This is a genomic window from Saccharopolyspora sp. NPDC045941, from assembly GCF_056431445.1.
This window is the reverse complement of the sequence record NZ_JBWKKU010000015.1, coordinates 94279-120390: the sequence shown is the minus strand read 5'-3', so window position 1 is coordinate 120390 and position 26112 is coordinate 94279. Positions and strand designations below refer to the sequence as shown.

Here is a 26112-nt window from a genome sequence, read left to right as displayed (position 1 = left end):
GCCTCTCCGCGCTTCACAGTTCCGCCTCTCCGCGATTCACAGTGGTGGTTACGCCCAGGACCAATCCCGCGTTTCGCGGTTTCCTGCGGCCAGCTCGCGTCACGGTCCCCTGAGGCGCGGTCGAGCAGAACTCGAGCCGACACAGCACAACCCATGCCCGTTCCGCCTCTCCGCGATTCACAGTGGTGGTTACGCCCAGGACCAATCCCGCGTTTCGCGGTTTCCTGCGGCCAGCTCGCGTCACGGTCCCCTGAGGCGCGGTCGAGCAGGACCGGGGCTGACACAGGGCTACTCATGCCGCGAGCTCCTCTCCGGCGAGCAGGTGGTAGAGCACCGCCATCCGCACGTGCACGCCATTGCTGACCTGCTGGGTGATGGCGGCGCGCGGCGAATCGGCCACGGCCGGCGCGATCTCCATGCCGCGCAGCATCGGGCCGGGGTGCAAGATCACCGCGTGCTCGGGCAGCCTGCCCAGCCGCGCCTCGTTGAGGCCGTAGGCGATCGAGTACTCGCGCGCCGACGGGAAGAAACCGCCGTGCATCCGCTCGGCCTGGACCCGCAGCATCATCACCGCGTCCAGCTTCGGCAGCTCCGGGTCCAGCTCGTGGCGCACCTCCGCGCCCCACTGCTGCGCCCCGGCGGGCACCAGCGTCGGCGGCGCGACCAGCACCACCTCGGCGCCGAGGGTGCGCAGCAGGTGCACGTTCGAGCGCGCCACCCGGCTGTGCAGCAGGTCGCCGACGATGGCGATGCGGCGCCCGGCCAGCTCGCCCAGCCGCTCCCGCAGCGTCGCGGCATCCAGCAGCGCCTGGGTGGGGTGCTCGTGCATGCCGTCGCCGGCGTTGACGACCTGGGTGCCGACCTCGTCCAGCCAGCCGGCCAGCCGTTGCGCCGCGCCCGAGGCGGGGTGCCGGACGATCACGCAGTCGGCCCCGGCGGCGGCCAGCGTCAGCGCGGTGTCGCGCAGCGACTCGCCCTTGTTCACCGAAGAACTGCTGGCCGAGACGTTGATCACGTCGGCGCTCATCCACTTCCCGGCGACCTCGAAGGACACCCGGGTGCGCGTGGAGTTCTCGTAGAACAGGGTCACCACGGTCCGGCCGCGCAGCGTCGGCAGCTTCTTGACCTCGCGCCCCAGCAGCGTCTGCTTCAGGGTGTCGGCGGTGTCGAGCACGCTCGTCGCGGTGGCGGCGTCCAGACCTTCGGTGGACAGCAGGTGGCGCATCACCGGACCTCCTCGTCCTGCGTGGTGCCCGGGCGGCGCAGCACGACTCGGTCGGTGCCGTCGGTCTCGGCGAGCTGGACCGCGACGCCCTCGGAGCGCGAGGTGGGGACGTTCTTGCCGACGTAGTCGGCGCGGATCGGCAGCTCGCGGTGCCCGCGGTCGACCAGCACCGCCAGCTGCACCGCCCGCGGCCGGCCCTGGTCGCGCAGGGCGTCGAGGGCGGCCCGCACGGTCCGGCCGGAGAACAGCACGTCGTCGACGAGCACGACCAGCGCGTTGTCGATGCCCTGCACGGGCAGGCTGGTGGGCTCCAGCGGACGGTTCGGGCGATGCCGCAGGTCGTCGCGGTAGAGCGTGATGTCGAGGATGCCGGTGGGCACCGTCACGCCGCTGAACTCGCTGATCTTCGCGGCCAGCCGCTGGGCCAGTGAGGTTCCCCTCGTCGGGATGCCCAGCAGCACCACGTCGCTGCTTCCGGTGTCCAGCGCGGTCTTCTCGATGATCTGGTGGGCGATCCGGGCTATCGTGCGCGCAACGTCACCGGCCGAAAGCAGCTCCCGCTGCCCGACCGGATCCGTCGCGTCCGCCGGTTGGCGTGACGCCACGGTGCGACCTCCTTCCCCGCCTCACGGGACGGGTCCTTAAAGGATGGTGTGTGAGCTGCCCCGCAGTCTCCGGGCCGGAAACCACTGCCGACCGCCGGGCTGCCTTGTACGCTATCAGCGCTGCGAGGTCAATCGTCCGGGTGGTGTGGTGGTGTTCGCCGCATTGCCAGCAAAGACCAACTTGACCTGGTGACGCTGGCGAGCGAACATTACTCTCCGTATCGATCTGAGCTTTGCTCCCCGGTCGCCGTTATCGGCTAACGGGGCGAACGAACGGAGAAACGCCACATGGGCGACTACGCCAAGGCGCTGGGCAGCAAGCTCCGCGCTATCCGCCAGCAGCAGGGTCTGTCGCTGCACGGCGTCGAGCAGAAGTCTGGCGGGCGGTGGAAGGCCGTGGTCGTCGGGTCCTATGAGCGAGGCGACCGTGCGGTGACCGTGCAGAAGCTGGCCGAACTGGCCGACTTCTACGGTGTTCCGGTCGCGGAACTGCTTCCCGAAGGTCGGGTGCCCTCCGGCGCCGAACCTGCCACCAAAGTTGTGATCAACCTGGAGCGGCTGCAGCAGCTACCTGCAGAGAAGGTGGGCCCGCTGGCCCGCTACGCGGCCACCATCCAGAGCCAGCGCGGTGACTACAACGGCAAGGTGCTGTCCATCCGCACCGAGGACCTGCGATCCCTGGCCATCATCTACGACATGACGCCAGGCGAGCTCACCGAGCAGCTCATCGACTGGGGCGTGCTTCCCCCGGAGGCCCGCCCAGCCCGGGAGGAGTGACACCACACCCGGCCCACCCGTTCGAGTGGGCCGGGCACGTGACGGGGCACCCACCGCGACCAATGGCCGCAACGGGTGCCCCTTCGTTTTCCCCGGTCAACCGGCCCCACCCCACCCCCGCCCCGCGGAGGTCCGCAATTTCAATGGAAATCGAAGCTCTGATTTCCATTGAAATTGCGGACCTCTCGTCACCCGTTCGGGGGCATGACGAGACGAGGGGCGTCCCCGGCCAAGTCGCCTGGCCTGGGACGCCCCTCGCTTGTAACTCGTTCGGGCTACTCCGCCGCGGTCTGCTCCGGGCGGACCGACTTGCGGAGCCGGTCGCCGATGCCCGCGATGCGGCCCAGCACGCCGTTGACGAAGCGCGGCGAGTCGTCCGTGGACAGCGCCTTGACCAGCTCCACGGCCTCGTCGATGGCCACCGCCGGCGGCACGTCGTCGCTCCACAGCAGCTCGTACAGGCCCAGCCGCAGCACCGAGCGGTCGACCGCGGGCATCCGCCCCAGCGACCAGCCCTCGGCGTGCTGCGTGAGCACCTCGTCGATCCGCTCCCGGTTCGCCGTCACGCCCTCGACCAGGGCGATCGTGTAGTCGCCGATCGGCGGGACCTCCGGCGAGCCGACGCGATCGGCCAGCAGGGTCACCGCGTCGACGCCGCGCTGATCGGCCTCGTAGAGGAAGTCCACGGCACGCTTGCGTGCCTTGCTCCGAGAACCCACCTCACACCCTCTTTCCGGCCGGACCGAATGCCGCGGCCGATGGGCAGGCGATCATTTGCTGCTGACGCGGCTGAGGTACCGGCCGTCGCGCGGGTCGACCTTCACCTTGTCACCGGTGTTGAGGAACAGCGGGACCTGGATCTCCGCACCGGTCTCCAGGGTGGCGGGCTTGGTGCCGCCGGTGGAGCGGTCGCCCTGCAGGCCCGGGTCGGTGTGCGAGACGACGAGCTCGACCGAGGCGGGCAGCTCGACGTACAGCGGGGCCTCGTCGTGGCGGGCCACGACGACGGCGCTGTTCTCCAGCATGTAGTTCGCGGCGTCCCCGACGACGTCGGCCGAGATGTTGACCTGGTCGTAGGTGTCGGGGTCCATGAACACGTAGTCGGTGCCGTCGTTGTAGAGGTAGGTCATCTCGCGGCGGTCGACGTTCGCGGTGTCCACCTTGACGCCGGCGTTGAAGGTCTTGTCCACGACCTTGCCGGAGAGGACGTTCTTGAGGGTGGTGCGAACGAAGGCGCCGCCCTTGCCGGGCTTGACGTGCTGGAAGTTCACGACGGTCCACAACTGGCCGTCGATGTTGAGCACCAGTCCGTTCTTCAAGTCGTTCGTGGATGCCACGGTGGGGGTCTCTCCTGTGGTGATGGCTTGGGCGTGTTGCCGACGCGAACCGGATTCCGGCGTACCGGCGCACCTCGGCGCGTCAGACTTCGACGAGCTCCTTCGTCGTCAAGGTGAGGAGCTCCGGCGTGCTGGGACGCACGACCAGCGTGTCCTCGATGCGGACCCCGCCCTGCCCTGCCAGGTAGACACCAGGCTCGACGGTGACCGCCATCCCGGCGCCGATTCTACCGTCCCCCCGCTGCGACAACGCCGGTGCCTCGTGGATCTCCAGGCCGACGCCGTGTCCGAGGCCGTGCAGGAACTGCTCGCCGTAGCCCGCGTCCTCGATCACCTTGCGGGCCGCGGTGTCCACCGCCTTCACATCGGCGTCGACGGCGAGGGCGGCCCGGCCGGCGGCCTGCGAGGCGCGCACCAGCTCGTAGATCTCGCGCTGCCAGTCCGCCGCCTTGCCGAGCACCACGGTCCGGGTCATGTCCGAGTGGTAGCCGTCGACGAGGGCGCCGAAGTCCATCTTCACGAAGTCGCCGACCGCCAGCACCGCGTCAGTGGGCCGGTGGTGCGGCACCGCGGAGTTCGCCCCGGCGGCGATGATCGTGTCGAACGACGGGCCGGCCGCGCCGTGGTCGAGCATCCGGGTCTCCAGCTCGCGGGCGACCTCCAGCTCGGTGCGGCCGGGGCGCAGCCCGCCGTGCGCGATGAGGTCGGCCAGCGCCCGGTCGGCGGCCGCGCACGCCATTCGCAGCGCGTCGATCTCGGTCTCATCCTTGATCAGCCGGAGCTGTTCGACGAGGCCGGGCGCGCGCACGAGTTCCGCCTCGCCCGCCGCGGCGGCCAGCACGTCGCGGCCGTCGACGGTGACGTGCTGGCTTTCGAAGCCGACGCGGCGGTGCCCGGCGGCGTCGGCCCCGATCCGCTCGGCCAGCGCCAGATCGCTCGACCGCTCGACGACCCGCTCCAGGTCCGGCACCTGCGACCCGGCCTGGATCAGGTACCGGCCGTCGGTGCAGAACACCGTCCGCGACTCGGTCCCCGGCTCGTCGGCGGCGTGCACCACCAACGCCGCGTTGGATCCGGTGAAGCCGGTCAGGTAGCGGATGTTGAGCAGATCGGTCACCAACATCGCGTCCAGGTCCCGCTCGCGCAGCTGTTCGCGGAGGGCGTGGCGTCGGTGGGCGTGCGTTTCGGGCATGTTTCGGAGCCTAGCTCGCGCCGTGGGGAACGGGCCTGGTCACGCCAACGTCGGCGGGAAGCCGCCACGAGCTTGCGCGGCCCGGCTCGTCGGTGCAGGGCGCTACCCTCCCGGCATGTCGCTGACGTGGAGCGCGTTGGACAGTCCTGTCGGGGAGCTGACGGTCGTCGCGGCCGCCGGCGAGGTGTGCCGGGTCGCCTTCGCCGCGCCGGACCGGGTGCTCGGCGAGTTCGACGGCGCCGAGCCGAGCCGGGGCACCTGTGTCGCGGCCGAGACCGCGCGGCAGCTCTGCGAGTACTTCTCGCGCGGGCGCCGGGAATTCGACGTGCCGATCGCGTGGGCGCCGCTGGAGGGCCTGCGGCTGCACGTGTTGCGCACGCTGCACGAGCTGGTGCCCTTCGGCGAGACGGTGAGCTACAAGGGGCTGGCGGAGCTTTCCGGACGGCCGGAGGCATCGCGGGCGGTCGGCACGATCATGGGCAGCAACCCGGTGCCGCTGCTGGTGCCGTGCCACCGGGTGCTGGCCAGCGGCGGCGGCCTCGGCGGGTTCGGCCCGGGCCTGGAGGCCAAGCGGCGGCTGCTGGTGCTGGAGGGGGTCCTGGAGCCCAGCCTGCTGGAGCTCGACCTGCTCTCGTGAGCGATCGTTTCCGGCGAGGACCGGAACCTTCACCCACGAGCCCGGCGGCCCAGGAACAGGTGGTAGGTCGTCTCCCGCTGCCCCAGCGTCACCGGGATCGGGATCTCCTCGCAGTTCCCGAAGACCTCGCGCATGGCGGCGCTGAGGTCCGGGGAGGTGTCGGCCGACCAGATCGCCACGGTGCCTTCCGGGGTGAGCTTCTCCCTGCAGCGGACCAGGAAATCGGCCCGGTAGAGAGCGGAATTGCCGTCGTAGACGAGGAAGTCCGGGCCGTTGTCCACATCGAGCAGCAGGACGTCGACGCTGCCTGGTGGTTGCGCGTCGAGCACCTCGGCGACGTCGCCGACGCGGAACACCACCCGGTCGTCCCGGATCGCGTCGGCGGTTTCGGGGACGAGCCCGCGGCGGTGCCAGTCGATCAGGTCCGGCTCGATCTCGACGACGTGCGCTTCGCGGACCCGCGGATCGGCCAGCACTTCCCGCAGCGTGAACCCCAGCCCCAGGCCGCCGACCAGCACCCGGTCGGTCCGGGCGGCGGCCCGCAGGGTAGCGCCGGCGAGCAGCCGTTCGGTCTCGGTGTGCACCGTGTCCATCACGAAAACGCCGTTGACCCGGAGCTCCAGCGCGCCGCCCCGGCGGAGCAGCACGAGTTCCCCGCGCTCGGTGCGAGAACGTGCGACAAGACTTGACATCGTCCGTACCGTACCGCGCCGGGCACGCGGGCCGTCGCGGCTTCTCCGGTCCCGGGTTCCGGAAGGTGGTGAGCGTTTTTCCCGCTCCCCGTTCGCGGCGGAACCCGGTGGCATCTGGGGTCATTCGAACGGCTATCGCGTGGCGGCGTGGCGCGGATTGGCGCTGTCCGGCGGGGTGCTGCTTGATTGGCGGCGGGCCGAGACCCCGGCCTCGGAATCGAACGGAGAACTTCTTTGCAACACCCAGGAATCCGCATCGGATGTCAGGTGATCCCGAGCGGACAACAGCATTCGGATCGCCGTCGCAGCGAGACATCGCAGCCGACAACTCGCCGCGCTTTCCTGGGGATGGCGGCGATTCTGCCGTTGGCCGCCTGCACGAACGGCGAGACGCCCGCTCCTCCTCCCGCCACGGCGACGCCCTCGCCCGCCGCGGATGATCATCATGCCGGCTTGGCCGAGCTGGAGCGGAAGTTCGACGCTCGCCTGGGGGTGTACGCCCTCGCCACCGGCACCGGTGCGACCATCGCCCACCGAGCGGACGAACGCTTCGCGTTCTGCTCCACGTTCAAGGGACTTGCGGCGGCAGCGGTCTTGCAGCGCAACCCGATGTCGCACCTGGACGCGGTCGTCACGTACACCGAGGGCGATCTCATGAAGAGCTCCGCCATCACCAGGCAGCACGTGGCCACGGGGATGACGATCGGCCAGCTGTGCGACGCCGCGGTCCGCTACAGCGACGGCACGGCGGGCAACCTCCTGCTCCGCGACATCGGCGGGCCCGCCGAACTCACGGCGTTCGCCCGCGGCCTCGGCGACACGGTCACCCGGATGGACCGGATGGAGCCGACGATCGCGGACGCCGTCCCGGGAGACCCGCGCGACACGACTTCGCCCCGCGCGATCGGCACCGACTACCAGCGGATCGTGCTCGGGGACGTCCTGCCCGCCGACAAACGCGCCTTCCTCCACGACCTGCTGGCGCGCAACGCCACCGGCGCCGGCGCCCAACGCATCCGGGCCGGCACACCGCAGGGGTGGGCCGTGGCCGACAAGACCGGCACCGGCGACTACGGCACGCTCAACGACATCGGCATCGTGTGGCCCCCGGACTCCGCGCCGCTCGTCATCTCGATCATGTCCGGCAAGGCCGCCAAAGACGCCGAATACAAACCGGCCCTCATCGCCGAGGCCACCGCACAGGTGATCGCCGCGCTCACCTGACGGTTCCGCAACTCTTGCCTGACCGCGATCGCTGCCAGCCTGGGGCGCCCCAGGCCGGCGGCACCGAACTGCAGCCGATCCGCGGGCACCCGGCACCGGGAATTTTTCGCGGTATTCACCAGGGCTGTTGCCGATTGTCCTGGTAATGGCTCGCGTGCTGAGCCGGTTCGGGTAGTCGGCGGCGGCGCTTCGGGGTATTGGCGGCCGATGCGGCCGCTCCGACAATTGTTGTGACCCGAAACTTATTCCCCACCCCGAAGGGAAGCGCCGTGCTCAGCAGACGTTCCTTCCTCGGCGGCGTCTCCGCCGCAGCCCTAGCCGTCCCCGCCATCGGCGGCCTCGCCGCCGCCCCGGCCTTCGCCGGCCGCCGCGCTCCCGACGTCCCGCTACCGCTGACGATCGTCAACCGCAGCGGCCAGTTCGACAACGCATCCATCTGGGTCTACGTCGTCGGCGTGAACCTCGACTCCGGCGAGCAGTGCCGGGTCGCGCCGGACGGGCAGCTGGTGCCGGTTTCGCCGTCCGACAACGGTTCCGACGGCTTCGCCGACTACGCCATCCCGCTGCAGGGCAGCGGCGACACGACGCTGAACCTGCCGAGCATGTCCGGCCGGATCTACTTCGCGCTCGGCGAGAAGCTGAAGTTCAAGGTCGTCTCGGGCGGCGACGGCAAGCCCGCGCTGCAGTACCCGGCGGGCTGGGTCGACACCGACCCGAACCACTCGATCCTGCACGACACCGTCGAATTCACCCTCAAGCCCGACGGGATGTACTGCAACACGACGATGGTCGACATGTTCAGCGTGCCGCTGTCGATCCGGCTGCAGGGCGCGCAGGACCAGACGACGGGCACGGTGCCCGCAGGGGGCCGCGAGAAGATCCTCAGCGGTGTCACCGAGAACGCGGACTTCGCCGGGCTGCGGCAGCAGGACCTGCGGGTGATCGCGCCGGGCCACGGGCTCGACCTCGGCGCGTTCTCCGGCAGCTACTACGACTCCTACATCGACGAGGTCTGGGCCAAGTACCAGGGCAGCCAGCTGAAGGTGAACACCGGCGACGGCCGCATCTTCACGGGCCAGATCTCCGGCGACACCTTCAACTTCGACGGCGGCGTGCAGCCGATCGGCCGACCGTCCACGAGGGACGTCCTGTTCTGCGACGGCGCGCTGGCCGCCCCGAACGACGGCATCACCGGTCCGGTGGCGGCCATCCTGGGCGCCGGCTTCAACCGCTCCATCCTGCTGGACGCGGCCGACCAGCCCGGCACCGATCCCGGCGCGTTCTACCAGCACCAGGTCACCAACCACTTCGCCAAGGTGATGCACGCCAACACCGAGGACGGCAAGGCCTACGGGTTCGCCTTCGACGACGTGGCCGGTTTCGCCTCCTACATCCAGGACGGGGCGCCGAAGTCGATCACCGTGACGCTGACCCCGTGGTGACCGGCTCCGGCTTCGACCGCGGCCCGGCGACCCGGATCGACACCGAGAACGCCGTCGCCAGCAGGCAGAGCAGGCCCGCGCCGTACCAGGCGGCGGCGTAGTCGCCGAACTGGTCGCGCACCACGCCCGCGATGCTGGCGATGGCCGCCGCGCCGATCTGGTGCGAGGCGAACACCCAGCCGAACACCACCGAGGCGCGAGGCCCGAAGTGCTCCCGGCACAGCGCCATGGTCGGCGGCACGGTGGCCACCCAGTCCAGCCCGTAGAACACCACGAACAGCACCATGCTCGCCTCCACCGAGGGGCCGAGCAGCTGCGGCAGCACGAACAGCGACAGGCCGCGCAGCGTGTAGTAGGCGGCGAGCAGCAGCCGCGGGTTGACCTTGTCGGTCAGCCAGCCGGAGAACACCGTGCCGAGCACGTCAAACACGCCGATCACCGCGAGCAGCCCGGCGGCGGTCGTGGTCGGCATGCCGTGGTCGTGCGCGGCGGGCACGAAGTGCGTGTTCACCAGCCCGTTGGTGCTCGCCCCGCAGATCGCGAATCCGCCCGCCAGCAGCCAGAAAGCGGGCTTGCGGGCCGCGTCGCGAAGGGCGCGCAGCGCGACCGCGGCCGGGTTGCCGCGGTCGCGCTCCGGCTCCGCCTCGTCGCCCGTCGCGCCGTAGGCGGTGACGCCGACGTCGCGGGGGTGATCGCGCATCACCAGCCACACCAGCAGGCCGACCAGCAGCGCGGTGCCCGCGATGACCAGCGAGGTGAAGCGCCAGCCGTCGCTCTCGACGAGCACGGCCGCCAAGGGCAGGAAGATCAGCTGACCGGTCGCGCTGCCCGCGGTCAGCACGCCGCTGACGAGGCCGCGCCGCTGCACGAACCACCGGTCGACCACTGTGGACACGAAGGCCAGTGCCATCGACCCGGTGCCCAGGCCCACGAGGAGGCCCCAGCACACGATCAGCTGCCAGCTGGCGGTCATGAACACCGTCAGCCCGCTGCCGGCCGCGATGAGCAGCAGCGCGGCGACGGTGACCCGGCGGATGCCGAAGCGCGCCATCAGGGCCGCGGCGAACGGCGCGGTCAGGCCGTAGAGGAGGAGGTTCAGCGACACGGCGGCCGAGATGACGCTGTGCGGCCAGCCGAACTCGTCGTGCAGCGGATTCATGAACACGCCGGGCATCGACCGGAAGGCGGCAGATCCGAGCAGGGCGATGAAGGCGACGGCCGCCACCCACCAGGCGGGGTGGACGCGTCGCGCGGTCCCAGTACTGATCACATCGAAGAGCCTCGCCGAAACGGCGGGCCGGAACCAGTGGCCGGGAAGACAATATGTGAGAAGATCCGGCCATGGCCTCTCCGCACCGAATCGCCGTCCTGGGCCTCTCCGACGTCGTCGGCTTCGACCTGGCGATCGCCCCGCAGATCTTCTCCGGAGCCCGCGACGAGAGCGGCGAGCCGCTCTACGACATCCAGGTCTGCAGCCTCGACGGCGGCCCGATCAGCACCACCAAGGGCTTCTCGATCCTGCCCGGGGCCAGCCCGGACTTCCTGGCCTCGCCGGACACGCTGATCATCCCGGGCACCTACGCCGAGGGGCCGTGCACGGACGGCAGCCTGTCCCCCGAACTCGCCGGCTACCTGGCCGGATTGCCCCGCACCACGCGGATCATGTCGATCTGCACCGGTGCGTTCGTGCTCGCGGCGGCGGGCCTGCTCGACGGCCGCCCGGCCACCACGCACTGGGCGCACGTGGCGCGCTTCCGGCGGCTGTACCCGCAGGTGGAGCTGCACCCGGACGTGCTCTTCGTGGACGACGGCGACGTGCTGACCTCGGCCGGCGTGGCCGCCGGGATCGACCTGTGCCTGCACGTGCTCCGCCGCGACCACGGCAGCGAGGTGGCCAACCGGGCGGCCCGGTCCTGCGTCGTGCCGCCGTGGCGGGACGGCGGCCAGTCCCAGTTCATCGAGCGGCCGCTGCCGGAGATAAGCGGCTCCGGCACCGCGCCGACGCGGGCGTGGCTGCTGGAGCGGCTCGCCGAGCCGCTCACCCTGGACGACGCGGCGGCGCACGCCGGGATGAGCGTGCGGACCTTCACCCGCCGGTTCCGGGAGGAGACGGGCACCAGCCCGCTGGACTGGCTGCTGCAGCAGCGCATCGAGCACGCCCGCCACCTGCTGGAGGCCACGGACCTGCCGATCGAGGCGGTGGCCGAGCAGTCCGGCCTGAACACCGCGGCATCACTGCGCAAGCACCTGCGGCTGCGCCTCGGCACCAGCCCCGCGGTCTACCGCCGCACCTTCCGCCGCAGCGCCTGACCTCGCGCAGCGCCCGACCTCGCGCAGCGGCGGGTCGGGGCGACTTCGCGAGAAGTTGCGCCACCGACGGGTGAGGCCCGCAGCCACGCCCGGTAACGCCTGCACCCCGGCACCGAAGGTGGACCGCAATTTCAATGGAAATCGAAGGTCCGATTTCCATTGAAATTGCGGTCGACCGGGGAGGTGCGTGCGCTCGGTGACCGGGGCCCTGGTCGGTCGTGGGCCGGCGACTAGCGGCCGCCGGGGTTCGGCACGAGGCGGTAGGCGTCGCCGTCGGCGATCACCCGGCCTGCGGTCGGCGGCGGGAAATGGGTGCCCAGCAACAGGGTTCCGGTGTCGGCGAGCGATGCGAGCACCGATCGGCGCGTGGCTCCGGCCTGTTCGGGGTCGATGTCGACGCAGCTGCCGATGTCCGGCTCGGCGAGCTGGACGGGGTGGTGGACGCAGTCGCCGGTGATCAGCGCCGTCTCTCCGCCGCTGCTCAGCCGGACGGCGACGTGGCCGGGCGTATGACCGGGAGTCGGCAGCAGGCGCAGGCCGGGCGCGATTTCGGCGCCCTCCGCAGGGACGTCGACCAGGTCGAGCAATCCCGCGTCCTCCACCGGGTGCACGGAGTCGCGGAACATCTGCCGCCGCGGCTCGTCCATGTCGTACCCGGCCCAGAACTCCCGCTCGGCGCGGGAGACGACGTAGCGGGCGCGGGGGAAGGTGGGTACCCATTCGCCCTGCTCGTCGCGCGTGTTCCAGCCGACGTGATCGGCGTGCAGGTGGGTGAGGACGACCAGATCGACGGAGTCCGGGGCGAATCCGGCTCCCGCGAGACGCTCCGGGAAGTCGGTCCGCAGGTCGTGCCACGCCGGGTTCGCCCGGGTCTTGCCGTTGCCGATGCCGGTGTCGACGAGGACGCGCAGCCCGCCCACGACCAGCGCGAAGCTGTGGCTGTCGAGGCGTAGGACGCCCTCGTGGTCCGCGAAGTCCGGGCGCAGCCAGTCCTGCCGCGCGACCACGTCCGGGGTGGCGTCGGGCAGCAGCCAGGGCCCGGTCGCGGGCGGCAGGAGGACCTCGTCGATGCGGTGGACGGTCGTGTCGCCCACGGTCCACGTCGCGGCGGATTCGCTCATGTTCCTTCGTTTCCTCCGTCTGCCCGATCGCGCCAACTAAAAGCTATCCGTTTGCTTTAAGCCACGATAGGCCCTACAGTCAACTAAAGCAAACCGTTAGCTTTTATTCGACAGGAGGGCGCACTCATGTCCGCCGGACTCACGCCGCCGGAGGCGGCCCGATGGGCCGACCGCTCCGGGCTCCCGCTGGCGGCCGACCGCCACGCCGAGGTCGCGGCCACGGCCGAATGCATCCACTCCGTCGTCTCGCTGCTCCGGGAGCTGGACTTCGGGGACACCGCGCCCGCCCACCGCGCAGACGAGGAGCGGCCCGATGCAGCCGTATGAGCTGACCGTCGCGGCCGCCGCCGCGGAGATGCGGGCCGGGCGGCTGTCGCCCGTCGAACTGGTGGACTCGGTGCTCGGCCGCATCGAGCAGGTCGAACCGCGCCTGCAGGCCTACGTCTCGGTGCTGGCGGAACGAGCGCGCCAGGAGGCGCGCGCGGCCGACCTGTCCCAGGGCCCGCTGCGCGGAATTCCCATGGGGCTCAAGGATCTCATCGACGTCGCCGGCACGGCGACCACGGCGAGTTCCCGGGCGCGGGCCGGTCACCGCGCGGACGCCGACAGCACCGTCGCCGCGCGCCTGGCAGCGGCCGGCGCCGCCCTGCTCGGCAAGACCCACACCCACGAGTTCGCCTACGGGCTGATCACGCCGCAGACGAACAACGCCTGGGACCAGGAGCGGATCGCCGGGGGCTCCAGCGGCGGGTCCGCCGTCGCGGTCGCGGCGGGAGCGGCGACGTTCGCCCTGGGCACCGACACCGGCGGCTCGATCCGGGTGCCGGCCGCGCTGAACGGGGTGGTCGGCCTCAAGCCGACGTACGGCCTCGTTCCGCGGCAGGGCGTCACGTCGCTGTCCTGGTCCCTGGACCACGTCGGCCCCATCACCCGCACCGTCGAGGACGCGGCCCTGGTCCTGGCCGTCCTCGCCGGGCGCGACCAGGACCACCGGCCGCCCGCCGGAACCGACCTGGCGGGCCTGCGCGTCGGCGTGCCGCGCAACTACTACTTCGACCGGGTCGCCCCGGAGGTCGAGGCCGCGGTCCGGCAGGCCGTCGACCGCCTCGCGAGCCTCGGCGCCCGGCCGGTCGAGGTGGAGATCCCGATGACGCGCTACATCAAGGCGACGCACTGGGGCCTGATGGTCCCCGAGGCCACCGCGTACCACGAGCAGACCCTGCGAACGGCGCCCGACGCCTACGGGCCCGATGTCCGCGTCCTCCTCGAAGCCGGCGCCCTGATGTCCGCCGCGGACTACCTGCGCGCCCAGCGCGCGCAGACGCTGATGCGCCGGGAATGGGCGCGCATGCTGGCGGAGGTCGACGTGATCGCCGCGCCGACGGTGCCGGTGACCGCCGTGCGGGCCGGTGCGGAATCGATCACCTGGCCCGACGGCACGAGCGAGACCGCCTCCGACGCCTACGTGCGCCTGTCCGCTCCCGCCAACGTCACCGGGGTGCCCTCGCTGTCCGTGCCGGTCGGCCGCGACCAGGCGGGCATGCCGATCGGCATGCAGCTGCTCGGGAAGCCCTTCGCGGAGGATCTGCTGCTCCGGGTCGGGCACGCGTACGAGCAGACCGAGCCCGCCCGCGAGCTCGCGCCGGTGGCCTAGACGCCGCTAGAAGCAATGACTTTGCTCAGGATGCGGCGTCAGCCGCATGCGGTGTGGGACTCAGCTCGCACCGCCGCGGGTTCTCAGGCGTGCCCGCCCTTCTGGGCTACTGGGCGAGGCCAGTCCCCGATGCCGCGTATTGGTCATACATAAATCGGGGATCCCGCAGTCCAGACGGCGTCTGTAACTCCCGCAGGGGGGCCGCCACCCGCACCGCCACGCAAATCCAATCTGAAATCGTCTTTTAAGGTTGAGCCATGGGTAGGAAGCCGATGGTGCGTCCGGGCGGGCGCAGCGCCCGGGTCCAGGAGGCGGTGCACAACGCCGTGCGCGAACTCGAGACCGAGGTGGGCCGGGACGCGCTGACGGTTCCGCTGGTGGCATCCCGCGCCGGGGTCACGCCGTCGACGATCTACCGCCGCTGGGGCGATCTGCAGGAGTTGCTGTCGGACGTGGCGGTCGAGCGGCTGCGCCCCGAGACTCCGCCGGAGGACCGGGGCGCCCTGGCCGCCGACCTGACGGGCTGGGCCGAGCAGTTCCTGGAGGAGATGGCCTCTCCTCCGGGCCGCGCCTACATCCGCGACGCGCTGCTCGGCGACCCGGACGGCAGCAACGCCGGTCAGTGCTCGGCCTACGCGGCCGAGCAGATCGACGTCATCCTCGCCCGCGCGGCCGAACGCGGCGAGAGCACACCCGGCACGGAGGCGGTCGTCGACCACGTCGTCGCCCCCATGATGTACCGCATCCTGTTCCGCCCCAGCGGTCTCGACACCGCCTACGCCCACGGGCTGGTGACCGGGCTCCTCGGCGACCGCTGATCACAGATCGAACAACTCCGGCAACCTCACCGGTGACCGCGCGTCCAACGGCCGACATTGGTGCACGGAGAGGCGGAATCGATGATTCGAGCGAGGATTCTCGCGGTCGCGGCGGCTGCGCTGACGGTCGGGCTGGCGGCCTGCAGCCCCGGCGGATCAAACGCGGACGGACCGGGATCGATCATCCAGGACCCGCCCGCGAACTCGGCCCCCGCCGAGTCGACCGGTTCCGGCTCGGCCCCGGAGACCACGGCTGCCGGCTCGACGACCGCCAAGCCGGAGCAGAAGCCGGACAACGGGCTCTGCAAGGCAACGGATCTCCAGCTGTCGTTCGGCAGGGGTGGCGCGGCGGCCGGCACCACCTACCGCCCGCTGATCTTCACCAACACCAGCGGCGACGAGTGCGTGATCCAGGGCTTCCCGGGCGTGTCCTACGTCGGCGGCAACGACGGGCACCAGGTCGGCGCTGCCGCCTCCCGGGTCGACGAGAAGGGGTCGGCGATCACCCTCCAGCCCGGCGAGCAGGCCTCCGCCGTGATCGGATACGTGGCGGTCGAGAACTACGAACCCGAGAACTGCCGGCCGGAGCCGGTTCGCGGCCTGCGGATCTACCCGCCGCAGGAAACCGCGTCGATGTACATCGAGTTCGGCTACGCCGAAACCGGCTGCACCAATGACAAGGTGCACCAGCTCTCCGTGCAGACCATGAAGACCGGCCGCGGCGAACGGTGAGCCGCGGGCGGTGGGCGCCGTCGAGCAATCCCGAAGGCGCCCCACCGTCAGCGGCGCGGCGTCGCGCTCCGGACGCGGTAGGAATCGGGCGGCCGCACCAGCGCGTCCGGGTCGCCGGTGTACTCGATCTCCACGCCGTAGAGCTCGCGCGCGGCGTCGATGCCCACGTAGCCGTTGACGACGTCGTCGAGAACGCGGTCGACCGGCCGGGCCTCCGGATGGCCGTAGCCGCCCCCGCCCGGGAAGCGCAGCCGCACCCGGGAGTCGGCGCCGAGCCGGACGAGCTGCTTGCGCGGCAGCTCCCGGCCGGTGCTCGCGTCGACGAATTCCCCTGCCTCGCCGGCAGATCCGGACTCGGCGCCGACGGCCGGGAAGTCGACGCGGTCGATGTTCGCGTTCACGGTCCAGCCGTGCGGCCCGTGCCGCGACACCTCCACCGACTGCCCCAGCCCGCCGCGGAACCGCCCCGCACCACCGGAATCCGCCCGCAGCTCCCGGCGCCACTGCACCAGCGGCGTCAGGGTTTCCAGCACCTCCGTCGGCGCGGCGCGCACCCCGGTCGGGAAGCCGGTGGTGTTCAGCCCGTCCTTGTCCGGCCGCGCGCCGGTCCCGCCCGCGCCGAAGACCGTCAGCGTGAACGGCTGCGGCTCGTCGATGCCGGCGCCGCGCCACACCGTCATCCACAGGGCGTCCGCGCTCACCGCAGGCAGACCGCCGGTCACGGCCGGGCGGAGCGCCTCGAAGAGCAGGCTGGGCAGGAAGTGCCCGACGAGGTGGCGGGAGGCGACGGGCGCGGGTTCGACGCAGTTGAGCACCGAACCGCGCGGCGCGGTCACCTCGACCGGCCGGAACGACCCGGCGTTGTGCGGCACCTCCGGCGCCAGCGCCGCCTTGATCGCGAACGACGTGTACGCCCGGGTGTAGTTGAGCACCACGTTGACGCCGTGCGGGGACTGCGGCGACGATCCCGCGTAGTCGACCCGGACGGCGTCGCCGTCGACGGTCACCGCGACCGCCAGGTGGATCGCGTCGCCGTCGAAGCCGTCCGAGTCCATGCTCGCCGAGTACGTGCCGTCCGGGATCTCCCGCAGCGCCGCGCGCAGCGCCTGCTCGGAGCGCAGCATGATCTCGGCGGCGACCTCGTCGATGCCGTCGAGGCCGAACTCGTCCAGCATCCGGTCGAGGCTGCGGATGCCGACCTGGTTGGCCGACACCTGCGCGTAGATGTCGCCCATCGTCTCGTTCGGCGTCCGCACGTTCGCCCGGATCAACCGCTCCAGCGTCCTATTAGGACCTTCCGTGGTCCGCAGCTTCAGGATCGGCAGCCGCAGCCCCTCCTCGAAGACCTCGGTGGCCGCCGCGGACAGGATCCGGCCGCCGATGTCCGGCGAGTGGCAGCAACTCGCGAACCACGCGATCAGCGCCCCGCCCCGGAACACCGGGGTGGCGATGGTGATGTCGTTGATCTGCCCCGAGGTCATCCACGGGTCGTTGGTGATCAGCACGTCGCCGTCGGCCAGGACCTCGGGCGGGTGTTCGGCGACGATGTGCCGCATCCCGGTGGCCATCGCGTTGATGTGCCCGGGAGTGCCGCCGCTGGACTGCCCCACCATCTCCCCCGCCGAGTTGAACACGGCGCAGGCCAGGTCCAGGGATTCGCGCACCACCGGGCTGAACGCGGTGTGCACCAGGGCGGCCTGCTGCTCGTCGAGCAGCGAGTGCAGCCGGTTGGCGACCAGGCCGACCAGCACCGGATCGACGCGGCTCATCGGGAACCTCCCACGGCGAACTCGACGAAGATGCTGCTGCCGGCCTCGACGGTGCAGCGCGCACCGGGCGGGACGAGCAGCGTCGCTTCCCGCTCCTCCACCAGCGCGGGCCCGGTCAGCACCGCGCCGGCGCGCAGCCGGTACCGGTCGTAGACCGGCGTCGGCGCGTAGCCCTCCGGCGCGAAGTAGGCGTCGCGGTGCCCGATCAGCGCGTCGTGGCCGTCCGAAGTGGACTCGAAGCCGAGCCGGGCGGGCGGTTCCGGGCCGCGCGCGGTGACCCGCCAGGTGAGCAGTTCCGGCTCGACTCCGGTGGGAGCCACCGTGCCGAACCGCTGCGCGTACTGCCGCCGGAAGCTCTCCAGCACCTCGTCGCGCCAGCCGTCGCCGACCGGCGGGACCGGCACCTCGATCTCGCTGCCCTGCCCCACGAACCGCATCTCCAGCGTCCGCTCGTGGACGACGTCGGCGGCAGCGACACCGGATGCGGTCAGCACCTCGGCGCCCTCGCGTTCCATCTCCGCGAACAGCGCCCGCGCCTCGTCGAGCCCGATCTCACCGAGCAGCGCGTGCCGGGAGCGGACGATGTCGATCGACATCGGCGCGGACAGGAAGCCCAGCGCGCTGAGCACCCCGGCGGCCGGCGGCGCGACCATCGACGGCGACCCGAGCGCCCGCGCCACGCCCGGGCCGTGCAGCGGCCCGTTGCCGCCCGAGACGAACAGCGGCAGCCGGCCCGGATCCTGGCCGCGCTCGATGGCGTGCACCCGGGCGGCGTTGGCCATGTTCTCGTTCGCCGTGGTGTGGATGCCCCACGCAGCCTCCGGGACGGACACGCCCAGCCGGTCCGCGACCTGCTCCCGGATCGCCGCCGCGGCGGCCGCCGCGTCCAGCGGCATGTCGCCGCCCAGGAACCGGGCCGGGTCGAGGTAGCCGAGCACGACGTCCGCATCGGTGACGGTGCACCGCGTGCCGCCGCGCCCGTAGCTCACCGGCCCGGGTTCCGAGCCCGCCGAGTCGGGGCCGACGGTGATCAGGCCGAGCGGGTCGACGCGGGCGATCGAGCCGCCGCCGGTGCCGATCTCGATCATGTCGATCACCGGCGCCCGCACCGGCAGCCCGGAACCGGCGCGCAGCCGGTACACCCGGTCCACCTCGAAGGTGTGGGTGATCAGCGGGCGGTCCCGCTCGATCATGCAGAGCTTCGCGGTGGTGCCGCCCATGTCGAAGGCCAGCTGGTCCGGCCGCCGCGCGGTCCGGCCGAACGCGACGGCGCCCAGCGCACCGCCCGCCGGCCCCGACTCCAGCATCCGGATGGGGAACCGCCGCGCCACCTCGATCGCCGCGACGCCGCCGTTGGACAGCATGATCAGCGGATCGGTGCGCACCCCGAGCCCGCCGAGCCGGGCGCGCAGGTCCGCGAGGTAGTCCTCGACGAGTTGCTGCACGTAGACGTTCGCGAGGGTGGTGGAACTCCGCTCGTACTCCCGGATCTCCGGGTTCACCTCGCTGGACAGCGCCACCCGCAGCTCCGTCGCGGCGGCTTCGAGGATCTCCCTGGCCTGCCGCTCGTGCTCGCCGTTGGTGTGGCTGTGCAGGAAGCAGACGGCGACGGCCTCGACCCCGGCGGCGGCGAGCTCGACGCCGAGCTGCTTGACGGCGCCCGCGTCCAGCGGCGTCACCACCGCGCCGTCGGCGCGAACCCGTTCCCGCACGCCGAAACGCAGGTGCCGGGGCAAGAGCGGGCGCGGCAGTTCGAGCCCGAGGTCGTAGAGCTCGTACCGGTGTTCGCGGCCCATCTCGACCACGTCGCGGAAGCCTTCGGTGGTGAGCAGCGCGGTGCGGGCGCCGCGGCGCTCGATCAGCGCGTTGGTCACCAGGGTCGTGCCGTGCACGACGGTCGCGATGTCCGCCGGGTCGAGCCCGTGATCCGCTATTGCCTGCCGCAGCACCGCTTCGACCGCCGCGGCGGGTTCGTGGTGGGTGGTCAGCGCCTTGCCGACGGCGACGATCCCGCTGTCGTCGAGGACCGCCAGGTCGGTGAAGGTGCCGCCGATGTCCACCCCGACCCGCAGCGCACGTGAATCTGCCATGGGAACCCTCCGGTTCGACGGGGAGCGCGCAACCCGGGACAGTACGGATCGTCAGACGATCTGGCAACGGATCGTCAGACGATCCGTCCGGGAACTGCGGAGCCCGCCGGGTAAACTGCACGAACCGCGCGCGCCCGCCGCGGCCGGACGAAGGGGACCCACGTGACCGACACGAGCGGCGCCGCGAGCCGGGTGGCCGACGCGCTGCGCGCCGAGATCGCCGCCGGCGAGCTCGTGCCCGGCATGCGGCTGTCCGAAGAGCGCGTCAAGCAGGCGCACGGCGTCTCCCGCAGCACGCTGCGCGAGGCGTTCCGGCTGCTGATCCGGGAGCGGCTGCTGGTCCACGAGCTCAGCCGCGGCGTCTTCGTCCGGCAGCTCTCCCGGCAGGACGTCACCGACCTCTACGAGGTGCGCCGGGTCATCGAATGCGCTGCCCTGCGGCACATCCGCAGCCTCGAACCGGCCGGGCTGCGCCGGCTGGCCGCCGCGATCTCCGACGGCCGCGAGGCCGCCGAGAAGGGCCGCTGGGACGACGTCGCGGCGGCCAGCATCAGGTTCCACGAGGCGCTCGTCGCGCTGGCCGGCAGCGCGCGACTGGACGCGGTGGTCGGCGAGATCCTCGCCGAGTTCCGGCTGGCCTACGCGCACATGAAGGACACCCAGGTGTTCCACTCGGCGTTCCTCAAGCGCAACGAGGAGATCGCCGACGCGCTGCGCTCCGGCGACGTGGAGGGCGCGGCGACCCTGCTGGACGCCTACCTCATCGACGCCGAAGAAGCGCTGCAGAACCACTTCGTCGACTGACGAACGGCGAGCCGATGACGCGGCGCGCCTTGATTATCGTCTGACGAACTCTTAAGGTCGGGCCACTCGCGGCCGCCCCGCGAGCGCACCGGAGCGTCGACTGTCCACACCGGACCAATCCAGATCGGTCCGAGACACCGGCGCAAGCGCCACGCCTCGCTCGCCCGAGCCAAGGAGCGCTCCCCCATGCCCACTGACCTCTCCGACCGCGCGAACGACTCCGACCAGCAGCGGCTGAGCCCACCGGCGAAGCGAGCCGTGAAGGGCGCCTGCTTCGGATTCTTCGTCGACTACTTCGACATCTACCTGCCGGTGGTGGCGCTGACCCCCGCCATCGCCTACTTCCAGGCCCAGCACACCCCGGCGTCCGTCGCGGCCACGCTGTCCTACGTGACGCTCGCGCTCACCCTGATCGGCCGGCCCGTCGGGGCCATCATCTTCGGCCGGATCGCGGACATCACCGGCCGCCGCCGGGCCACCCTGATCGCGGTCGCCGGCGCCGGCGCCTGCACCCTGCTGATGGGCCTGCTGCCCGGCTACGCCACGATCGGCCGGCTGTCGATCATCCTGGTGCTGCTGCTGCGGTTCATCGGCGGCGTGTTCATGGGCGGCGAGTACTCCAGCGCGAACCCGCTGGCGATGGAGGCGAGCCCGAAGCGCCTGCGCGGCCTCGTCGGCGGCATGATCGCGGCCTCCTACCCGCTGGGCTACATCGCGATCTCGATCGTCGTCGCGATCACCTTCCAGTTCGCCCCGGCCGGCAGCCCGGATTCCCCTTACGTGCAATGGGGTTGGCGCATCCCGTTCTTCGTCGGCGCGGCGCTGTCCGCCTGGTTCCTGCTCTACTACCGCAAGGTCGAGGAATCCGCCGCGTTCAAGCGGGTCCAGCGGGCTGAGAAGCCGAAGTCACCGCTGCGGGAGCTGCTCACCGGCGAGCACCGGCGCAAGCTGCTGCAGGTGCTGTTGCTGATGACGGGCATGTGGTTCACCGTCCAGGCCACGCTGTCGGCGACCCCGGCACTGCTGTCCGCGGTCATCGGCCTGCCGAGCACCGAGGTGAACACCGGCCTGCTCGTCGCGAACGTCTTCGTCGCCGCCGGCTACCTGGTGATGGCGCAGCTGGGCCAGCGCTTCGGCCGCCGCCGCATGCTCGTGCTCTCCGGGATCTGGACGGTGCTGCTGGCACCGGTCGCGTTCGTCGCGATGGTCCGCGAAGCCACCGGCGCGGCCGCGGGCGACGGGAGCACACTGATGGTGATGGTCTACGCGACGGCCGCGCTGGTGCTCACCGTGTCGCCGTGGGGAATCGTCTCGACCTACATCATCGAGCGCTTCGCCACCGGCGTCCGCGCCTCCGGGTACGGGATCGGCTACAGCCTCGCCGTGATCATTCCCGGGTTCTACGCCTTCTACATGCTCGGCCTGGCGCGCCTCATGCCGTACGAGTACACGCCGATCGTGCTGATCGTCCTGGGTGGGGTGCTGACGGCGGTCGGCGCGCTGCGCGGGCCGGAAACCCGCGACGCCGACCTCGACTGAAGGGTGCCGAAATGCCTTCCATCACAGCGGAATCGAAGCCGGCGGCGGCGCGGGAGAGCATCCGGGCCGGAGCCTGGAGCGCCGTCACGACCGGCCTGTGCGCCGGCTACGTGCAGGCGAACCTGGCAGTCCTCCCCGGCGAGCTCGCAGACGAGTTCGCGGAGTTCTGCCGGCAGAACCCGCAACCACTGCCGCTGCTGGAGGCCACCGAGCCCGGGGTCGCGGACCGGCTGCGGGTGGCGCCGCACGCCGATCTCCGCACGGACCTGCCGAAGTACCGGGTGCACCGGCACGGCACCGTCGAGTCCGAAGTGGACTCCGTGCGCGAGCTCTGGCGCGACGACTTCGTCGGCTTCCTGCTCGGCTGCAGCTTCAGCGCGGAGGAACGACTGCTCGCCGCCGGGGTCCGGCTGCGCCACCTGGAAACCGGCGGGAACGTGCCGATGTTCCGCACGTCGCTGCGCTGCCGGCCGGTCGGCCGGTTCCACGGGCCGGTGGTGGTGTCCATGCGGGCGATCAGGCGATCCGAGGTGGAGCGCGCCGTCGCCGTGACTGCCGAGCTGCCGTTCGCGCACGGCGCGCCGCTGCACGTCGGCGACCCGGCGGAGATCGGCATCGCCGATCCGTCCACACCGGACTGGGGCGACCCGATGCCGCTCGAAGCCGACGAGGTCCCGGTGTTCTGGGCGTGCGGCGTCACCCCGCAGGCGGTGCTCGCCGAGGCGCGCCCGGAGCTGGCGATCACGCACGCGCCCGGCTACATGTTCCTGACCGACCTGCGGGTCGCGGACCTGGTCGCCGGGCGCTGATCAGCGGCGGAGATCGCCGGCCGGGGTGTGCGCGTCCCACTCCTGCTGGGAGACGTCGGTGACCGGCGAACCGTTCGCGGCCGCCACCTCCGCGGTCACCGTCCACAGTCGACCCTTGTCGTCGAGCAGACCGACCGCGCCCTGCGGGGACCGCAGGGCGGGCGCCGCGGAACGGATGGTGCCTGCCACCGGGAGCTCGTCCAGCGCGGGCACCCGCTCGTCGAGAACCCTCGTGACCAGCTGCTCGGCGACGGAGCGGCGCTCGACGCGGACCCGCCGGCCGTCCCGCACCACGTCCACGGTGCGAGCCGGGGACGGCGCCGCGAACCCGTCGAGGACCGCCGCGGCCTGCGCGGTCGTCCGGCACCCGTCGACTCCGGCGACATCGATGCCGAAGTGGCGGATATCGGTCGGCGACGGAAATTCCGCAGTGGCGCGGAGAACGTCCACCGGCACCGTGCCACACGGGTCCGCTGTGGACACCGGAGCGTGCCCTTCGGGGCTGCGTACCAGGCCCGGGCCCTCCCGCCAGGGGCCGGGCACGACCACCGGCTCATAGGGGTGGCGGGTGAAATCCCGGTCCCAGAAGGTGATCGTGGTGCCCGCCGAGGTCTGGTGGGCGATCGCGAACGCGTCCAGCGCCGGAACCCACATCCAGTCCGCGCTGAAGGCGTCCACCACCGAACGCGAACGCTGCGCGCCCGCCGGCTGGAAACCCCGCTCCGTCAACGCCTGCAACTGTTCGGTGAACTCGGGATTGCGCGCGCGGAGCACGAACTGGCCCGCGCCGTTCCAGCCCGCGCCGGACGCCGTGGTGTCGGTGAACATCAGGTAGAACCAGCCGTCCAGGTACAGCGCGGACGGCTGGCCCCCGCCGTAGACGTTCTCCCGGTTCACCTCGCGGGAAGCCAGGACGATCGGCCTGCCGCCGGCCTCCCGCCGCCAGGCCAGGCCGTCCTCGCTGCTGGCCACCCCTATGGCGTTGCCGTGCGCGTGATCCCCCGCCGCGCCGGTGTAGTACAGGTAGTAGCGGCCGTCGACCCGCAGCACCGACGGATCGCAGGTGTGCATGCCGTCGAACGCGCCGGGCTGGCCGGTGAAGACCGGCACCGCGGGCGCGCCGCCGACGGCGAAGAACGGGCCGTCGGGGCTGCCCGACTCGGCCGTCAGGATGTCGTCACCGGGCGGGCCGACCCCGGGCAGCTGGCTGCACCACCAGGTGCGGTACGTCCCGCCCTCCACGAGCACGGTCGGTCCGTAGTTGTACGGCGCGGGCATCCCGCCCGCCGCCACCACCCCGGCGCTGCCGCGCTCGCCGCCGACATCCAGCTCGACCGGGTCCTTCGGCGGCTCGACCTGCTTCTCCGCCTGCGGCGTCGGGCCGGGCGCGCCCTCGACCTGCGTGCAACCCGACAGCAACGCGACAGCGGCCAGCGCGGCCAACCAGCGCAGCCCGATCCGATCCCTCACCGATGCTCCCCCCAGACCCGCGCCAACACCGAGGTGAAGGGCACCTGCACCCGACTTAGGTCCCGAACGGACCGAGGCACGTCCGGTTCGTGAGTGTTCTGGATCGCCATGGCAGCCCAAAGCACTCACGACCGGACCAGGTGAACTAGCCGCGCGCCTTGTCGGCCAGCCAGCGGATGGCCAGCGGATAGCCCTCGACGCCGAGCCCGGCGATGACGGCGGTGGACACCGCCGACAGGTAGCTGACGTGCCGGAACTCCTCGCGCTTGTGCACGTTGGAGATGTGCAGCTCGATCAGGTCGGCGGCGAGCTGCGCCGCCGCGTCGCGCACCGCGATCGAGTAGTGCGTCCACGCGCCCGCGTTGAGCACCACCGGCCACTGCTCGTCGGCGGCCTCGTGCAGCCACTGGACCATCTCGCCCTCGTGGTCGGTCTGCCGGACCTCCACCTCGACGCCCAGCTCCGCGCCCGCGCGCTCGCACATCCCGACCAGGTCGGCGTAGGTCGTGCTGCCGTAGACCGACGGCTCCCGCTTGCCCAGCCGACCGAGGTTCGGCCCGTTGAGGACGAGCACCTTCACAGCAGCACCTCCGAGCCCGACTTGGCCTCGCCGCCGGTGACCGCCGAGTACGCGGCGGCGATCAGCGACGGGTCCGGGCCCTCCAGGCGGCCGGGCTTGGCGAGGCCGTCCAGGACGACGAACCGCAGCACCCCGGACCGGGTCTTCTTGTCCACCCGCATCGCCTCCAGCAGCTGGCCGAGCGCGTCCGGGTCGTAGCTGGTGGGCAGGCCGAGCAGGTCGAGGACCCGCTTGTGCCGGTCGGCGGTCTCGTCGTCCAGCCGCCCGGCGAGCCGGGCCAGCTCCGCGGCGAACACCAGCCCGACGCTGACCGCCGCGCCGTGCCGCCAGCGGTAGCGCTCCCGGCGCTCGATGGCGTGGGCCAGGGTGTGGCCGTAGTTGAGCACCTCGCGCAGGTGCGACTCCCTCAGGTCCGCGGCGACCACGTCGGCCTTGACCTGGATCGACCGGCGCACCAGCTCGCCCAGCACGTCACCGGCCGGGTCGGTCGCCGCCGCCGGGTCGGCCTCGATGAGGCGCAGGATCTCCGGATCGGCGATGAAGCCCGCCTTGACGATCTCGGCCATGCCGGCGACGAGCTCGTTGTGCGGCAGCCCCTCCAGCGTCGCCAGGTCGGCCAGCACCAGGCTCGGCTCGTGGAACAGCCCGACGAGGTTCTTGCCCGCGTCGGTGTTGATGCCGGCCTTGCCGCCGACCGCGGCGTCCACCATGCCCAGCAGCGTCGTCGGCACGTGCACCACGCGCACGCCGCGCATCCAGGTCCCGGCGACGAACCCGGCGAGGTCGGTCACCGCACCGCCGCCGAAGGACACCACGACGCCGTTGCGGTCCATGCCGACCTTGCCGAGGACCTCCCAGCAGAACCCGGCCACCTGCAGGCTCTTGCCGTCCTCGGCGTCCGGGATCTCCACCCGGTGCGCGTCCACGCCGGCCGCGGCCAGCTCGTCGCGCACGGCTTCCACGGTGTTGGTGATGGTGGGCTGGTGCACCAGCGCCACCACCGATGCGTCGCGCAGGAAGTCGACGAGCTCGCCGAGCAGTCCCCGGCCGACCACGACGTCGTAGGGCTGCTGGCTGGCCACCCTGATCCGCACCGGCTCGGTCATCATCGTCCCTTCTCCACGGAGAATGTATGGCTCGTTTTGCGTAGCGGTGCCGGTAGCGGCCCCCCTGCGGGAGTTACCGCCGCCCCCTCGGTCCGGGATCCCCGGCTCATGTATGACCACCGACGAGACACCTGAGAACCCGCAGCGGCGCAAGCTGCGAGAGTGGCTGAAAGCGGCTG

25 protein-coding genes are annotated in these 26112 nt (G+C 71.6%); 12 read left to right on the top strand and 13 right to left on the bottom strand.

Annotation, left to right across the window (positions count from 1 at the left end):
* Positions 1 to 292: 292 nt before the first annotated feature.
* Complete coding sequence (locus AC07FN_RS14805) at positions 293 to 1225, bottom strand: aspartate carbamoyltransferase catalytic subunit (RefSeq protein WP_478396138.1); 933 nt, start codon at positions 1223 to 1225, stop codon at positions 293 to 295.
* Entirely contained in the window at positions 1225 to 1830 is a 606-nt protein-coding gene (pyrR, locus tag AC07FN_RS14800) for a bifunctional pyr operon transcriptional regulator/uracil phosphoribosyltransferase PyrR (RefSeq protein WP_478396098.1), read from the bottom strand. Before pyrR ends, AC07FN_RS14805 begins: the two co-directional genes overlap by 1 nt.
* A gap of 288 nt (positions 1831 to 2118) precedes the next feature.
* Here pyrR and bldD point away from each other — a divergent pair, with 288 nt between their 5' ends.
* Positions 2119 to 2607 (top strand): transcriptional regulator BldD, encoded by a 489-nt coding sequence (bldD, locus tag AC07FN_RS14795; protein ID WP_010311046.1) that lies wholly within the window; start codon positions 2119 to 2121, stop codon positions 2605 to 2607.
* Between the two features lie 275 nt (positions 2608 to 2882).
* Here the strand turns inward: bldD and nusB are convergent, their stop codons facing one another.
* The 3 genes from nusB to AC07FN_RS14780 all read right to left on the bottom strand — a co-directional run bounded on the left by nusB (position 2883) and on the right by AC07FN_RS14780 (position 5136).
* Entirely contained in the window at positions 2883 to 3326 is a 444-nt protein-coding gene (gene nusB / locus AC07FN_RS14790) for a transcription antitermination factor NusB (RefSeq protein WP_478396097.1), read from the bottom strand.
* Between the two features lie 51 nt (positions 3327 to 3377).
* Entirely contained in the window at positions 3378 to 3944 is a 567-nt protein-coding gene (gene efp / locus AC07FN_RS14785; protein WP_093275318.1) for an elongation factor P, read from the bottom strand.
* An 82-nt stretch (positions 3945 to 4026) separates the two neighbouring features.
* Positions 4027 to 5136, bottom strand: coding sequence for a M24 family metallopeptidase (locus AC07FN_RS14780; protein ID WP_478396096.1), 1110 nt, complete (start codon positions 5134 to 5136; stop codon positions 4027 to 4029).
* A 115-nt stretch (positions 5137 to 5251) separates the two neighbouring features.
* Between AC07FN_RS14780 and AC07FN_RS14775 the strand changes: the two genes are divergently transcribed.
* Entirely contained in the window at positions 5252 to 5773 is a 522-nt protein-coding gene (locus tag AC07FN_RS14775; protein ID WP_478396095.1) for a methylated-DNA--[protein]-cysteine S-methyltransferase, read from the top strand.
* Between the two features lie 29 nt (positions 5774 to 5802).
* On the opposite strand, the gene AC07FN_RS14770 is transcribed toward AC07FN_RS14775, so the two are convergent.
* Complete coding sequence (locus AC07FN_RS14770) at positions 5803 to 6465, bottom strand: spermidine synthase (RefSeq protein ID WP_478396094.1); 663 nt, start codon at positions 6463 to 6465, stop codon at positions 5803 to 5805.
* A 348-nt stretch (positions 6466 to 6813) separates the two neighbouring features.
* On the opposite strand from AC07FN_RS14770, the gene bla reads away from it, so the two are divergent.
* Both bla and AC07FN_RS14760 read left to right on the top strand, forming a co-directional pair.
* Positions 6814 to 7689, top strand: coding sequence for a class A beta-lactamase (gene bla / locus AC07FN_RS14765; protein ID WP_478396093.1), 876 nt, complete (start codon positions 6814 to 6816; stop codon positions 7687 to 7689).
* A 269-nt stretch (positions 7690 to 7958) separates the two neighbouring features.
* Positions 7959 to 9131: a glycoside hydrolase family 64 protein gene (locus AC07FN_RS14760; protein WP_478396092.1), complete on the top strand. Its 1173-nt coding sequence runs from the start codon at positions 7959 to 7961 to the stop codon at positions 9129 to 9131.
* On the opposite strand, the gene AC07FN_RS14755 is transcribed toward AC07FN_RS14760, so the two are convergent.
* The gene (locus AC07FN_RS14755) at positions 9106 to 10401 is read right to left on the bottom strand and encodes an MFS transporter (RefSeq protein ID WP_478396091.1); all 1296 of its coding nucleotides are present in this window, start codon (positions 10399 to 10401) and stop codon (positions 9106 to 9108) included. The two genes, AC07FN_RS14760 and AC07FN_RS14755, sit on opposite strands and share 26 nt — an antisense overlap.
* A gap of 71 nt (positions 10402 to 10472) precedes the next feature.
* Here AC07FN_RS14755 and AC07FN_RS14750 point away from each other — a divergent pair, with 71 nt between their 5' ends.
* Complete coding sequence (locus tag AC07FN_RS14750; protein ID WP_478396090.1) at positions 10473 to 11441, top strand: GlxA family transcriptional regulator; 969 nt, start codon at positions 10473 to 10475, stop codon at positions 11439 to 11441.
* A gap of 230 nt (positions 11442 to 11671) precedes the next feature.
* Here the strand turns inward: AC07FN_RS14750 and AC07FN_RS14745 are convergent, their stop codons facing one another.
* Entirely contained in the window at positions 11672 to 12562 is an 891-nt protein-coding gene (locus AC07FN_RS14745; protein ID WP_478396089.1) for an MBL fold metallo-hydrolase, read from the bottom strand.
* Positions 12563 to 12688: 126 nt separating this feature from the next.
* Here AC07FN_RS14745 and AC07FN_RS14740 point away from each other — a divergent pair, with 126 nt between their 5' ends.
* From AC07FN_RS14740 to AC07FN_RS14725, 4 genes are all read left to right on the top strand, one after another.
* Positions 12689 to 12889 carry a hypothetical protein gene (locus tag AC07FN_RS14740; protein ID WP_478396088.1) on the top strand — a complete coding sequence of 67 codons (201 nt, stop codon included), beginning with the start codon at positions 12689 to 12691 and terminating at the stop codon, positions 12887 to 12889.
* Entirely contained in the window at positions 12876 to 14216 is a 1341-nt protein-coding gene (locus AC07FN_RS14735; protein WP_478396087.1) for an amidase, read from the top strand. The genes AC07FN_RS14740 and AC07FN_RS14735 overlap by 14 nt, the downstream gene beginning before the upstream one ends.
* A 257-nt stretch (positions 14217 to 14473) precedes the next feature.
* On the top strand, positions 14474 to 15034 hold the full coding sequence (locus AC07FN_RS14730) for a TetR/AcrR family transcriptional regulator (RefSeq protein WP_478396086.1): 561 nt from the start codon (positions 14474 to 14476) through the stop codon (positions 15032 to 15034).
* A gap of 81 nt (positions 15035 to 15115) precedes the next feature.
* Positions 15116 to 15766, top strand: a complete 651-nt coding sequence (locus AC07FN_RS14725) for a DUF4232 domain-containing protein (RefSeq protein ID WP_478396085.1) — start codon at positions 15116 to 15118, stop codon at positions 15764 to 15766.
* Positions 15767 to 15813: 47 nt separating this feature from the next.
* On the opposite strand, the gene AC07FN_RS14720 is transcribed toward AC07FN_RS14725, so the two are convergent.
* Complete coding sequence (locus AC07FN_RS14720) at positions 15814 to 17535, bottom strand: hydantoinase B/oxoprolinase family protein (protein ID WP_478396084.1); 1722 nt, start codon at positions 17533 to 17535, stop codon at positions 15814 to 15816.
* The gene (locus AC07FN_RS14715) at positions 17532 to 19625 is read right to left on the bottom strand and encodes a hydantoinase/oxoprolinase family protein (protein WP_478396083.1); all 2094 of its coding nucleotides are present in this window, start codon (positions 19623 to 19625) and stop codon (positions 17532 to 17534) included. The genes AC07FN_RS14720 and AC07FN_RS14715 overlap by 4 nt, the downstream gene beginning before the upstream one ends.
* Before the next feature lie 162 nt (positions 19626 to 19787).
* Between AC07FN_RS14715 and AC07FN_RS14710 the strand changes: the two genes are divergently transcribed.
* The 3 genes from AC07FN_RS14710 to AC07FN_RS14700 all read left to right on the top strand — a co-directional run bounded on the left by AC07FN_RS14710 (position 19788) and on the right by AC07FN_RS14700 (position 22777).
* Complete coding sequence (locus AC07FN_RS14710; RefSeq protein ID WP_452617485.1) at positions 19788 to 20429, top strand: GntR family transcriptional regulator; 642 nt, start codon at positions 19788 to 19790, stop codon at positions 20427 to 20429.
* 186 nt (positions 20430 to 20615) lie between these two features.
* Positions 20616 to 21968 (top strand): MFS transporter, encoded by a 1353-nt coding sequence (locus AC07FN_RS14705; RefSeq protein WP_478396082.1) that lies wholly within the window; start codon positions 20616 to 20618, stop codon positions 21966 to 21968.
* Between the two features lie 11 nt (positions 21969 to 21979).
* Complete coding sequence (locus AC07FN_RS14700) at positions 21980 to 22777, top strand: putative hydro-lyase (protein ID WP_478396081.1); 798 nt, start codon at positions 21980 to 21982, stop codon at positions 22775 to 22777.
* Here AC07FN_RS14700 and AC07FN_RS14695 read toward each other — a convergent pair whose 3' ends face one another.
* The 3 genes from AC07FN_RS14695 to aroB all read right to left on the bottom strand — a co-directional run bounded on the left by AC07FN_RS14695 (position 22778) and on the right by aroB (position 25933).
* Positions 22778 to 24055, bottom strand: coding sequence for a glycoside hydrolase family protein (locus AC07FN_RS14695; protein ID WP_478396137.1), 1278 nt, complete (start codon positions 24053 to 24055; stop codon positions 22778 to 22780). It lies immediately after the preceding gene.
* A 337-nt stretch (positions 24056 to 24392) separates the two neighbouring features.
* Entirely contained in the window at positions 24393 to 24827 is a 435-nt protein-coding gene (aroQ, locus tag AC07FN_RS14690; RefSeq protein ID WP_452617482.1) for a type II 3-dehydroquinate dehydratase, read from the bottom strand.
* A complete protein-coding gene (gene aroB / locus AC07FN_RS14685; RefSeq protein WP_478396136.1) occupies positions 24824 to 25933 on the bottom strand; it encodes a 3-dehydroquinate synthase in 1110 nt (369 codons plus the stop codon). Before aroB ends, aroQ begins: the two co-directional genes overlap by 4 nt.
* Between the last annotated feature and the right edge of the window lie 179 nt (positions 25934 to 26112).